Origin of the sequence: Cognatiluteimonas weifangensis (assembly GCF_003416885.1) — a bacterium.
GTDB classification, from domain to species: domain Bacteria; phylum Pseudomonadota; class Gammaproteobacteria; order Xanthomonadales; family Xanthomonadaceae; genus Cognatiluteimonas; species Cognatiluteimonas weifangensis.
Map to the genome: position 1 here is coordinate 1 of NZ_QVPD01000019.1, position 12,863 is coordinate 12,863.

The 12,863-nt window shown below is 69.0% G+C and carries 8 protein-coding genes and 1 pseudogene; 4 read left to right on the top strand and 5 right to left on the bottom strand.

Features of this window, described 5'->3' with window-relative positions; genetic code table 11:
- Positions 1-479 precede the first annotated feature (479 nt).
- From D0Y53_RS12305 to D0Y53_RS12315, 3 genes are all read right to left on the bottom strand, one after another.
- Positions 480-1,091 (bottom strand): glutathione S-transferase family protein, encoded by a 612-nt coding sequence (locus D0Y53_RS12305; RefSeq protein ID WP_117203622.1) that lies wholly within the window; start codon positions 1,089-1,091, stop codon positions 480-482.
- Between the two features lie 104 nt (positions 1,092-1,195).
- On the bottom strand, positions 1,196-1,654 hold the full coding sequence (locus D0Y53_RS12310; protein WP_117203623.1) for a cell wall hydrolase: 459 nt from the start codon (positions 1,652-1,654) through the stop codon (positions 1,196-1,198).
- Positions 1,655-1,957: 303 nt separating this feature from the next.
- Entirely contained in the window at positions 1,958-3,988 is a 2,031-nt protein-coding gene (locus D0Y53_RS12315) for an NADPH-dependent 2,4-dienoyl-CoA reductase (protein WP_117203624.1), read from the bottom strand.
- Between the two features lie 236 nt (positions 3,989-4,224).
- Here D0Y53_RS12315 and D0Y53_RS12320 point away from each other — a divergent pair, with 236 nt between their 5' ends.
- From D0Y53_RS12320 to D0Y53_RS12330, 3 genes and pseudogenes are all read left to right on the top strand, one after another.
- A complete protein-coding gene (locus D0Y53_RS12320; protein WP_117203625.1) occupies positions 4,225-5,676 on the top strand; it encodes a bifunctional 2-methylcitrate dehydratase/aconitate hydratase in 1,452 nt (483 codons plus the stop codon).
- A 161-nt stretch (positions 5,677-5,837) separates the two neighbouring features.
- The gene (locus tag D0Y53_RS12325; RefSeq protein WP_117203626.1) at positions 5,838-6,962 is read left to right on the top strand and encodes an OmpA family protein; all 1,125 of its coding nucleotides are present in this window, start codon (positions 5,838-5,840) and stop codon (positions 6,960-6,962) included.
- Positions 6,963-7,135: 173 nt separating this feature from the next.
- Positions 7,136-7,618: pseudogene (locus tag D0Y53_RS12330) on the top strand (hypothetical protein); the annotation flags it as partial.
- 288 nt (positions 7,619-7,906) lie between these two features.
- Here the strand turns inward: D0Y53_RS12330 and kbl are convergent.
- Positions 7,907-9,100, bottom strand: a complete 1,194-nt coding sequence (gene kbl, locus D0Y53_RS12335; protein ID WP_117203627.1) for a glycine C-acetyltransferase — start codon at positions 9,098-9,100, stop codon at positions 7,907-7,909.
- A 117-nt stretch (positions 9,101-9,217) separates the two neighbouring features.
- The gene (tdh, locus tag D0Y53_RS12340) at positions 9,218-10,252 is read right to left on the bottom strand and encodes an L-threonine 3-dehydrogenase (protein WP_199492064.1); all 1,035 of its coding nucleotides are present in this window, start codon (positions 10,250-10,252) and stop codon (positions 9,218-9,220) included.
- Positions 10,253-10,522: 270 nt separating this feature from the next.
- Between tdh and D0Y53_RS12345 the strand changes: the two genes are divergently transcribed.
- Positions 10,523-12,613, top strand: a complete 2,091-nt coding sequence (locus tag D0Y53_RS12345; protein WP_199492065.1) for a S46 family peptidase — start codon at positions 10,523-10,525, stop codon at positions 12,611-12,613.
- Positions 12,614-12,863: the final 250 nt, after the last annotated feature.

Below are 12,863 nucleotides of genomic sequence, written 5' to 3' on the forward strand. Positions count from 1 at the left end.
CGCGCTTGGGGATGCATTCACCGCCTGCCCCGCACAGGCCGGGCCACCGGCTTCCCCCGACAGAAGCTTCCGCGCTTGAAGGGGGGGCACGACGCACCCCGCACAGGCCGGGCCGCCGGCTTCCCCCGGCAGAAGCTTCCGCGCTTGAAGGGAGGGCACGACGCACCCCCGCAGGCTGGGCCGCCGGCTTCCCCGCAGAAGCTTCCGCGCTTGAAGGGAAGGCTTCATGACGTGTCCCGCACTGGCTGGGCCACCGGCTTCCCCCGCAGTAGCCGCGTTCGGAAATGGGTTCACGGCGTCCCGCACTGGCTCGGTCCGTGCGTGGGAGGAATGCCGACGCCGAGCCTCCACGGGTGGATTCGCGATGAGGCCCCACAAGGACGGCCGCCGGTTTTCCGCAATGTTCCGGCACCCGGAAGTTGAACCACAAAAAAGGCCGCGCAGATGCGCGGCCTTTCCGTGCAGGCGTCGGCTCGGGCTCAGGCGAGACCTTCCTGCTTGAGTGCGCGCTGCACGCCGGGGTCGGCCTGCATCGCGGCGAAGTGGCGATCCAGGTGGGCCAGTCCGGACAAGGCCACGCCCACCGCCTGGGTCCAGCGCGTCACGACATACAGATAGGTATCGGCGATCGAGCGCGGCCCGGCGATCCACTCGTGGCCGGCCAGTTGTCCGTCGGCGCGCTCGAACAGGCCGCGCAGCGTGCTGCGCGCATGGTCCTTGCTCTTTTCGATCGATGCGTCGTCGCCGAGGTAGGCGGTGGCGCCGAACAGCGGGCGGAAGGCGGGGTGAACGTCGGAATTGACGAACCCGAGCCAGCGATTCACCTCGGCGCGCGACTTCGGCGTGCCGTCGCCGCACAGGCCGGCTTCGGGGAAGCGGTCGGCGAGGTAGTTGAGGATCGCCGCGTTCTGGGTCAGGACCCAGCTGTCGTGCTCGAATGCCGGGACCGCGCCGGCGGGATTGATCTGCAGGTATTCGGGCGTCTTGCGCTGTTCGCGCGAGACCGGCACCGCCTCGTAAGGCTCGCCGATCCACTCCAGCACGATGTGGCTGGCCAACGAGCAGGCGCCGGGCGAGTAGTAGAGCTTCATCGAAACCTCCGCACAGTGAATCCACCACTATGCGGGGTGCGGTGCCGGGGCGGACAGCGCGCCGGCCGCAACAGCCTGTTGCGGTGGCGAGCTTGCGCAGCCGCTCAGGATTTGCGCGGCTTGAGCGATTGCACCTTGTAGAAGGTGTGGTCGCCGATGGTGGCGACCTGGTAGGCGCTGCGCCAGCTGGGCGAGGCGATCGCGGTGGCGGCGAAATGGCTGGCGCCCGGCACGATTTCCCTGCGCTCGCCGCGGGGCAATGCCCAGTTGCGCTCCGACTCCAGGGCGATGGTGACCGCCGCGGCCCAAGCGTCGGTGTTGGCGAGCCGGGTGTTGGGCGAGACCAGGCTCGGGGCGAACTGCTTGCGCGCGGTGACCACCGCGCACAGGTTGTCGCCCCACAGACCGCTGTCGCGGCGACGCAGGGCGACCTCGGCCACCGCCCGCTGGCCGCGCACGGACTGGTCGCGGGCTTCCAGGTACACGGTGGTGCTCAGGCACAGCGAATCGGCGGCCGGCTGCGGCAGGAACTGCGACAGCCAGAGGATCCAGACCAGCTTCATGGCGACTCCTTGCTCCGTTGCGCCGGCCCGCGAGGCTGCTCCCGCGCATGTCGAAGCGGGGTCAGCGACCGGACCGGCCTGGCGTACTGGGGAGGGCGGCGGCTCTGCGGCGCGCCTTTGCCCGGGTGCCAAAAGCCGCCGAAGGGCAGCCTGGCACCGGTGCCCGCAAAGAGGAGGCGGGCAGAAAGTGGGCGCACGGTAAAGGCACGAAACCAAACGTAGGCTGAACGCAGGTTGGCCGAAAATTCAGAAAGACTTGATTTGGCTGGGATTCGCGGATGTTGCGCTGCGGTATGCGGGGCTTCAGAGCGCCGCCGCGACCCGGCTGCCCTGGTCGATCGCGCGCCGGGCGTCCAGTTCCACTGCGCGCTCCGCACCGCCGATGACCTGCACCGGCCGCCCCCGTGCCTGCAGTCCGGCGAGCAGTTCGCGGCGCGGCTCCTGGCCGGCGCAGACAACGACCTGGTCGACCGCCAGCTGCTGTTCGGCGCCGGCGACGCGGATACGCAGGCCGGCATCGTCGACGCCCAGGTATTCGACCCCGCCCAGCATCTGCACGCCCTTGGCCTTGAGGGTGGCGCGGTGGATCCAGCCGGTGGTGCGGCCCAGGCGCGCGCCCGGGCGCCCGGGACTGCGCTGCAGCAGCCACAGCTGGCGGGCGGCCGGCTCCGGGCGCGGCGGCACCAGCCCGCCGCGGGCCTGAAACGCCGGGTCCACGCCCCATTCGGCCATCCAGCGCGTCGGGTCGAGCGCCGGCGACGGCCCGGCCTGGGCCAGGAATTCGGCGACGTCGAACCCGATCCCGCCGGCGCCGACGATCGCCACCCGCGGCCCGCAGACCACGCGCCCGGTGAGCACATCCAGGTAACCAACTACCTTGGGATGGTCGGCGCCGGGGAACCCGACGGCGCGCGGGACCACGCCGGTGGCCAGCACCACCGCATCGAAGTCCGCCACAGCCGCCACGTCGGCCGGCGTCGACAGCCGCAGGTCCACCCCGGTCTCGTCGAGGCGATGGCGGAAATAGCGCAGGGTCTCGTGAAACTCTTCCTTGCCGGGAATCTTCTTGGCGAGGTTGAACTGGCCGCCGATCTCCGCTGCCGCTTCGAACAGGGTCACCCGATGCCCGCGCTGCGCCGCCACCGTGGCGCAGGCCAGCCCGGCCGGACCGGCACCGACCACCGCGATGCGCCGCGGACGCGCGCTCGGCAGGTAGGCCAGTTCGGTTTCGGCGCAGGCGCGCGGGTTGACCAGACAGCTGGCCCGCTTGTTCTCGAACACCTGGTCCAGGCAGGCCTGGTTGCAGGCGATGCAGGTGTTGATCGCCCGGCTGCGGCCGGTGCGGGCCTTGTCGACCCACTCCGGATCGGCCAGCAGCGGCCGCGCCATCGACACCAGGTCGGCGCCGCCGCCGGCCAGGACCGCCTCGGCCACCTCCGGCATGTTGATGCGGTTGCTCGCCACCAGCGGCAGGCCGACGTGCGGGCGCAGTTTCGCGGTGACCCCGGCGAAGGCCGCGCGCGGCACCGAGGTGGCGATGGTGGGAATGCGTGCCTCGTGCCAGCCGATCCCGCTGTTGATGATCGTCGCGCCCGCGGCTTCCACCGCCTGCGCCTGCTGCACGATCTCGCCCCAGTCCGAGCCGTCGTCCACCAGGTCCAGCAGCGACAGCCGGTAGATCAGGATGAAATCGTCGCCGCAGGCCTCGCGCACCCGGCGCACGATCTCCACCGCAAAGCGCATGCGCCGGGCCGCATCGCCGCCCCAGCCGTCCTCGCGGCGATTCGCCCGGGGCACGGTGAATTCGTTCAGCAGGTAGCCTTCCGAACCCATGATTTCGACGCCGTCGTAGCCGGCCTCGCGCGCCCGTGCCGCGGCGGTGGCGAAAGCGCGGATCTGGCGCTCGATGCCGCGGGCGGTCAGCGCGCGCGGCGTGAACGGGTTGATCGGCGCCTTCAGTCGCGACGGCGCCACCGACAGGGGGTGGTAGGCGTAGCAGCCGGCATGCAGCAATTGCAGGCAGATCTTCGCCGCGTGCGCGTGCACCGCCGCGGTCACCAGCCGATGCCGGCGCACGTGCCAGGGCAGCGACAGGCGTCCGGCGAATGGTTTCAGCCAGCCCTCCAGGTTGGGTGCGAAGCCGCCGGTGACGATCAGGCCGACGCCGCCGGCCGCGCGTTCGGCGTAATAAGCCGCCAGTTTCGGGAAGTCGCGGGCACGGTCCTCCAGACCGGTGTGCATGGAGCCCATCAGCACCCGGTTGCGCAGGGTGGTGAAGCCCAGTTGCAGCGGCGCGAACAGGTGCGGGTAGGGTCCGGCGGTGCCGGCGGCCATCGGTGGCGGGACTGGCGTCATGCGCGCATACGCTTGCGTACGGAAAGCGGCACGATGCCGGGAATCGGCGCCGGGCTCAAGCTTCGCGCGCCGGCGGTCCTGCCCGGCCGCGCCGTGACCGTGAGCAGCAGCGTGGCTGCGACACTTCCGGGGTGCCCCGGCAGCCTTGGGCGTGTTCGCCTGTCGCTCTGGCAAAATAGCGGGCTCCCCGCCGCAGTCCGGAAGAGTCCGCCCCCATGAGCCATCACGACGCCCGTTCCGCCGTCCGCCCGCAGCCCGACCAGCCGATGGTCGACATCGCCGACTACGTCGTCGACTACCGGATCGACTCGCAGGAGGCCTACGACACCGCGCGCTACATGCTGCTCGACTCGCTCGCCTGCGCGATGCTGGCGATGAAGTTCGAGGGCTGCGTGAAGCACCTCGGCCCGGTGGTCCCGGGTGCGATCCTGCCCGGCGGCGCCACCGTCCCGGGGACCAATTTCGAGCTCGATCCGGTCCAGGCCGCATTCAACATCGGCACCCAGATCCGCTGGCTCGACTTCAACGACACCTGGCTGGCGGCCGAGTGGGGCCACCCGTCCGACAACCTGGGCGCGATCCTGGCCGTGGCCGATTACCTCAGTCGCCGGGAATTGCGCGACGGCGGCCAGCCGCTGACCGTGCGCGACGTGCTCACCGCGGCGATCAAGGCGCACGAAATCCAGGGCTGCTACGCGCTGAAGAACTCCTTCAACCGGGTCGGCCTGGACCACGTGATCCTGGTGCGCCTGGCGTCCACCGCAGTCACGACCGCGATGCTGGGCGGCGGCAAGGACGAGATCGTCACCGCCGTCTCCCACAGCTGGATCGACAACGGCGTGCTGCGCACCTACCGCCACGCTCCGAATACCGGCCCGCGCAAGAGCTGGGCGGCCGGCGACGCCTGCCGCCGCGCCGTCACCCATGCGCTGAATGCGGTGGACAAGCAGGTGGTCGGCTACCCCAGTGCGCTGAGCGTGAAGACCTGGGGCTTCTACGATGCCGCCTTCGGTGGCAAACCGTTCGAGTTCGAGCGCCCGTTCGGGAGCTACGTGATGGAGAACGTGCTGTTCAAGATCAGCTTCCCGGCCGAATTCCACGCCCAGACCGCGGTCGAGTGCGCGATGCAGCTGCACCCGCTGGTGAAGGACCGCCTGGACCAGATCGAGCGGATCGAGATCCAGACCCAGGAAGCCGGCGCCCGCATCATCGACAAGACCGGCCCGCTGGCCAATTACGCCGACCGCGACCACTGCATCCAGTACATGGTTGCCGTGCCGCTGATCTTCGGCCGCCTGACCGCCGACGACTACAACGACGACGTCGCCGCCGACCCGCGCATCGACGCCCTGCGCGCGAAGATGACGGTGGCCGAGAACCCGCAGTTCACCCGGGACTACTTCGATCCAGGCAAGCGTTACATCGGCAACTCGGTCCAGGTGTTCTTCAAGGACGGCAGCGCGACCGAGCGGGTGGCGATCGACTATCCGATCGGCCATCGCCGGCGCCGCGCCGAGGGCATCCCGGTGCTGATGGCCAAGTGCGAGGCCGCCCTGCGTGGGCACCTGCCGGCCGACCAGGTCGACCGGATCATGGCCCTGGCGGCCGATCCGGGCCGGCTGGACGCCTTGCCGGTGGATCAGTTCATGAACCTGTATCGGGTGTAGGATCGCCGGACGGGGATCCTTGGTGAGATTTCAACTGTTATGGTATTGTTAACAAGGCCTTCACGGGGCCGGCATTAATCTAGCCGGGATGGCGTGCGGAAAGGGCCGTCTCAACATACACCACGCTTTACGCATTTCTTTATCTGATCAAGGAGCTGAAGATGAATAAGAAACTCCTCTGCGCCGCCCTGCTGGCCGGGCTGGGCGTGGCACAGGCCGCCGCCGCGCAGGATTTCGACGACCGCTGGTACGTCGCCGGTTCCGTCGGCGTCAACTTCCAGGACACCGACCGTGGCACCGAGGATGTGCCGTTCGCGACCCTGGGCATGGGCAAGTTCCTGAACCAGAACTGGTCGGTCGACGTCGAGCTGAATTACCAGAACCCCGACAAGAACTCCGACTTCGGTGCGGAAAATTCGGGTCTGTGGTGGAGCCAGTACGGCATCTCCGCCGACGCCCGCTACCACTTCCGCAACGCCGATTCCAAGTGGTGGCCGTATGTGCGCATGGGCCTGGGCTGGCAGCGGCATGAGGAAGAATTTGTCCGCGACCCAGCGTTCGGTACCCCGGACGGCGGCTTCCCGATGCAGCACGAGGACAACAATGTCGCCGTCAATCTCGGCGCCGGCCTGCAGTTCGACTTCGGCCGCGTGGATATGCGCACGGAAGTCGGCACCCGCGTCGACTTCGACGATACCCAGGGGCGCGCGGCGCAGCTGCAGGAAGACTACTTCACCGACCTGCTGGCTTCGGTCGGCGTGACCGTGGCCCTCGGGCCGGAGCCGATGGCCCCGGTGGCCCCGGCGCCGGTGGCGCCGAGTTGCGCCGATCTGGACGACGACGGCGACGGCGTCAACAACTGCGACGACAAGTGCCCGGGTTCGGAAGCCGGCCAGACGATCGGTCCGGACGGCTGCCCGGTGCCGGTGTCGATCGACCTGAAGGGCGTGAACTTCGATTTCGACAAGTCGACCCTGCGCCCGGACGCGGTCGCCATCCTGAACGAGGCCATCGAGATCCTGAAGCGCTACCCGGATCTGAAGGTCGAGGTCGCCGGCCACACCGACTCCGTCGGTACCGATGCCTACAACCAGGGTCTGTCCGAGCGTCGCGCCAGCGCCGTGTACGACTACCTGACCAGCAACGGCATCGACGCCGCGCGCCTGGTGGGCCCGAACGGCTACGGCGAGAGCCGCCCGATCGCGCCGAACACCAACGAGGACGGTTCCGACAATCCGGAAGGCCGTGCGCAGAACCGCCGCACCGAGCTGAACGTCCAGAACTGAGTTCCACTCGCTCCAGCAACACCCGAAGCCCGGCCTCGTGCCGGGCTTCGTTTTTGGCGCACGCCGCCAGGGCCTGAATGCGCGTTCGCGAGTGCGCAGGCGTGCACGGGTTGTGACCCGCGCCGTCGCCGCCTACACTCGCGACGATTCGGCGGACAGGCACAGGTGGCGAGATGCGCGCGACGACGACGATCCTGCTGGCGGGCCTGATGACGCCCGGATTCGCGCAGGCGATGGATTGCGCCGCCACGCGCGGGCAGCCGCCGTTGCGGCCGACGGTGGTGGCGCCGGTCGCCAGCGAACTGGCCGCGGTCTACGGCCAGCTGGGCGCGTCCGGGGGCGTGCTGTCGCAGGCCTTCGACGAATCGCTGGCGGTGGATCAGGTGCTGCTGCGGATCCGCATCGAAAGTTGTCAGGGCGTCGCCACGGCCACGCCTGCGCCTGGTGTCGTCAATCCGGATGATCCGGCGGCCTACAAGCCGCGCACGCAGTTCGACAACACGCCGTGGCGCTTCAACATGAGCCAGAACGGCAAGAACATGACCGCCGACGAATTCAGCGCCTGGATGAAGTCGCGCGGCGTGCGCGTGGCCCGCGGCGCCGCGCCTGCGATTGCTGCATCCGCTGTCAACGGGGAGCCGGCCGCGGCCGCCGCGGGTACTACGGCCCCGGTTCCTGCGGGTAACACGCCGGGGGAACCGGCTGCTCCCGCGACGCTGCCGCCCGGGTCGATGGAAGCGCCCGATGCATCGTCAGCGGCCCCGGCTGCGGTGCCGAACAAGTCCGACTGAACGCTGACCCCCCGGTACCCGGCTTCCGCCACCTGGGCCACCCGCGTCCTGTCGCACCAGCGGGGCCGGTGCCGTTCGCATGGTTGCGGACGTGCCTGCAGTCGACGGTCGCCGTCACGACGTGCGTGCGTGCTCTTCCGGCGCAGCGGCCGTTCAGCCCTTCAGGACGCCGAGTTCGCGCCCGATTTTCATGAAGGCGGCAATCGCGCGATCCAGATGCTCGCGGGTATGTGCGGCCGAGATCTGCGTGCGGATCCGCGCCTGGCCCTGCGGCACCACCGGGAAGAAGAAGCCGATCGCATAGATGCCTTCCTCCAGCAGCCGTTCGGCGAAGCGCTGCGCCAGCGGCGCGTCGTACAGCATCACCGGGCAGATCGGATGCACGCCGGGCTTGATGTCGAAGCCGGCGGCAGCCATGCGCTCGCGGAAGTAGGCGGTGTTCGCCGCCAGCCGTTCGCGCAGATCGCCGGCACCGGCCAGCATCTCGAAGGCCTTGATCGCGGCGGCGACCACGTGCGGCGGCAGCGAGTTGGAAAACAGATACGGACGCGAGCGCTGGCGCAGCAGTTCGACCACTTCGCGTTTCGCGGTGGTGAAGCCGCCGAGCGCGCCGCCCATCGCCTTGCCCAGCGTGCCGGTGAAGATGTCGATCCTGTCCATCACCCCCTTGACCTCGGCGCTGCCGCGGCCGCTGGCGCCGAGAAAGCCGGTGGCATGGCATTCGTCGATGTGCACCAGCGCGTCGTACTTGCGCGCCAGTGCGGTGATCTCGTCCAGCGGGGCGATGAAACCGTCCATCGAGAACACGCCGTCGGTGGTGATCAGGATCGTGCCGACGCCGTCGGCCCTGGCCTGCTGCAGCTGCTTTTCCAGGTCCGCCATGTCGCAGTTGGCGTAGCGGTAGCGCTTCGCCTTGCACAGGCGCACGCCGTCGATGATCGAGGCATGGTTGAGCGCGTCGGAGACGACCGCGTCGTTCTCGCCCAGCAGCGGCTCGAACAGGCCGCCGTTGGCGTCGAAGCAGGCGGCGTAGAGGATCGTGTCCTGGGTGCCGAAGAAATCGGCGATGGCGTGTTCCAGCTGCTTGTGCAGGTCCTGGGTGCCGCAGATGAAGCGCACCGAGGCCATGCCGAAGCCGTGCGTGTCCAGCGCCTGCTTCGCCGCCTGGATCATCGCCGGGTGGTCGGCCAGGCCCAGGTAGTTGTTGGCGCAGAAATTCAGCACGGTGCGGCCGTCGGCGAGGGTGATCTCGGCGGCCTGCGGCGAGGTGATGATGCGCTCGGCCTTGAACAGGCCGGCATCGCGGATGGTGTCGAGTTCGGTGGCGTAGCGCTCGGTCAGGGACATCGGACGGATCCTTGAGGCGGGGATTGCCGCGGCAGCGGCGCAAGCCGCGGACACGCAGGCAATCGGCAGAACGGCAGGCAGCGGCTCATGCCGCGCCCGCAACGAAGCGGTGCCGGGTCAATTCCAGCTGAGGACGACCTTGCCGGCCTGGCCCGCTTCCATCAGCTCGAAGCCCTGCTGGAAGTCGCCGACCGGCAACTGATGGGTCAGCACCTTGCCCAGCGGGAAGCCGCCCAGCACCAGTTGCGTCATCTTGTACCAGGTCTCGTACATCTTGCGGCCGTAGATGCCGTGCAGAGTCAGGCCCTTGAAGATGATCCGGTCCCAGTCGGCGCCGGCGCCCTTGGGCATGATCCCCAGCATCGCGATGCGGCCGCCGTGGTACATGCACTCGAGCATGTCGGCGAAGGCGCGCGGGTTGCCGCTCATCTCCAGGCCGACGTCGAAACCTTCCATGTGCAGCTCGCCCATCACGTCCTTCAGCGAGCCATTGGCGACGTTGACCACGCGGGTGGCGCCCATGTCGGCGGCGAGCTTGAGCCGGTAGTCGTTGACGTCGGTGACCACCACGTTGCGCGCGCCGATGTGCTTGCAGATGCCGGCGGCGATGATCCCGATCGGACCGGCGCCGGTGATCAGCACGTCCTCGCCGACCGCGTCGAATTCCAGCGCGCAATGGGCGGCATTGCCGAACGGGTCGAAGTACGCGGCCAGTTCGCTCGGGATCTGGTCGGGGATCGGCCACAGGTTGCTGGCCGGCATCACGATGTATTCGGCGAAGGCGCCGTCGCGGTTGACGCCGATGCCGACGGTGTTCGGGCACAGGTGCGGGCGCCCGCCGCGGCAGTTGCGGCAGTGGCCGCAGACGATGTGGCCTTCGGCGGAGACGCGCTGGCCGACCCTGTAGCCGGTGACGCCGGCGCCGAGTTCGACGATGCGGCCGACGAATTCATGGCCGATCACCAGCCCCGGCCGGATCGTGCGCTGACTCCACTCGTCCCACAGGTAGATATGCAGGTCGGTGCCGCAGATCGCGGTCTTCTCGACCTTGATCAGGACTTCGTTGGCGCCCGGCGCGGGCACCGCGACCTCCTGCATCCAGATGCCCTTGCCGGGCTCGCGCTTGACCAGCGCCTTCATGGTCTGGGTCATCTGTCGTTCCGTTCCGGGGAAGCGGTCGCGCGTGGCGACGGCGGTGGCCGCATGGCGAAATTATACGCGCGGCTCCCGCTGCGGCCGCAGCGGACCTGCGCCGGCCCGGCATGCCGGATTCCGGGCACCGGCCGACCGGCCCACGCCCGCCGGGCCCGGGCCGGCTAAACTGCGGCGTCCCCCGCACAGGAGAATCCGATGCGTCCTTCCGTACTCGCCGCCGCCCTCGCGCTGGCCGGCTTCCTTGGCAACGCCACGGCCGGCGAGGGCATGTGGGTGCCGCAGCAATTGCCGGACATCGCCGGGCCGCTGCAGAAAGCCGGGCTGGAGCTGGCACCGGAACAACTGGCCGACCTGACCGGCGACCCGATGGGCGCCGTGGTGTCGCTCGGCGGTTGTACCGCCAGTTTCGTCTCCCCGCAGGGCCTGGTGGTGACCAATCACCATTGCGCCTACGGCGGGCTGCAGCTCAACTCCACGCCGCAGAAGAACCTGATCGAGACCGGATTCAACGCCGCCGCCCGCGCCGACGAGCTGTCCGCCGGCCCGAATGCGCGCATCTACGCGCTCGACTCGATCCAGGACGTCACCGCCCAGGTCAAGGCCGCGATCGCTGCCGCCCCCGACGCCGCCGGCCGCAGCGCCGCGCTGGAAACCATCGAGAAGCAGCTGGTCGCCGCCTGCGAGGCCGAGGCCGGCTATCGCTGCCGCTTCTACAGTTTCTCCGGCGGCAACGTCTACCGCCTGTTCAAGAATCTCGAGATCAAGGACGTGCGCCTGGTCTACGCGCCGCCGCGCAGCGTCGGTAACTACGGCGGCGAGATCGACAACTGGATGTGGCCGCGGCACACCGGTGATTTCGCCTTCATCCGTGCCTACGTCGGCAAGGACGGCAAGCCGGCGGCGTATTCCGAAAACAACGTTCCCTACCAGCCGAAACACTGGTTGAAGCTCGCCAGCCAGCCGCTGCAGCTCGGTGATTTCGTCATGGTCGCCGGCTATCCGGGCTATACCGCACGCTATGCGCTGGCCGCGGAGTTCGACGAGACCGCGCAATGGGCCTTCCCGACCGTCAAGCGCCACTACGAAAACCTGGTCGCGCTGGTCGAGGCCGCCGGCGCGAAGGACGCCGACATCGAGGTCAAGTACGCCAGCACGGTCAAGGGCTGGCAGAACGTGCTCAAGAACTACGACGGCCAGCTGACCGGTTTCCAGCGCATCCACGCCAGCCGGACCAAGCACGACGAGGAAGCCAAGGTGCTGGCCTGGCTGCGCGCGCAGGGCGACGCCGGCCAGGCTGCGCTCGCCGCGCACGATACGCTGCTGCAACTCGACCGGGCCGACCGCGCCACCCGCGAGCGCGACCTGGTGTTCGGCCAGCTGCGCCGCACCGGCGCGATCGGCGCCGCGATCGGCCTGTACCGGTTGGCGATCGAGCGGCAGAAGCCGGATGCGCAGCGCGAGCCCGGTTACCAGGAGCGCGACCTGCCGGGCTTCGAGGGTTCCCTGCGGCAGATGGAAAAGCGTTACGCCCCGGCAATGGACCGGCAGATGCAGGAATACTGGCTGCGCGAATACGTGAAACTGCCGGCCGACCAGCGCATTGCCGCGGTCGACGCCTGGCTTGGCGGCAACGACGAGGCCGCGGTCCAGGCCGCGCTCGCCAGACTCGCCGAAACCGGACTCGGCAATACCGACACGCGCCTGGCGCTGCTCAAGGCCGACCGCGCCGCGCTCGAGGCCAGCACCGATCCGGCCGTGCGGTTCGCGGTGGCGGTGATGCCCACGATCCTTGCGATCGAGCAGCAGGACAAGGCGCGCCAGGGCGACGAACTGCTGGCGCGGCCGCTGTATCTGCAGGCGGTGGCCGACTACAAGGCCAGCCGGGGCGAATCGGTCTATCCCGACGCCAACTCCTCGCTGCGCATCACCTTCGGCAACGTGCAGGGCTACACCAAGCTCGACGGCAGCCGCCAGCCGGCGTTCACCACGCTGGAGCAGGTCGCCGCCAAGGCCACCGGCAAGGAGCCGTTCGACGCGCCGCAGTCGCTGCTCGAGGCGATCGCCGCCAAGCGTTACGGCGGTCTGACGGATCCGGCCCTGGGCACCGTACCGGTCAACTTCCTCTCCGACCTGGACATCACCGGCGGCAACTCCGGTTCGCCGGTGATGGACGCGCGCGGCGAGCTGGTCGGACTGGCGTTCGACATGAACTGGGAAGCGGTGGTGTCCAACTGGGTGTTCGACCCGGAAATGACCCGCATGATCGCGCTCGACGCGCGCTACATGCGCTGGCTCCTGCAGGAAGTGATGCCGGCGCCGCAGGTGCTCGCGGAACTGGGCGTGCCGGCAAAACCGTAGCCGACGGCCAACCGGGAACTCCAGACGCCGGTCGCTTGCTGCGACCGGCGTTTTATTTTGGTTCCTTTTCGCGAGCCTTTGGGGGCCGTGCCGTGATACATCCCGAGCGCGGAAGCTGCTGCGGGGGGAGCTGGTGACCTGGCCCGTTCGGACACGCCGGGAAGACATCCTTTCAAGCGCGGAGCTTCTGTGGGGGAAGCCGGCGACCCGACCTGTGCGGAACGCGCGGTGAATGCACCCCCCAAGTGCA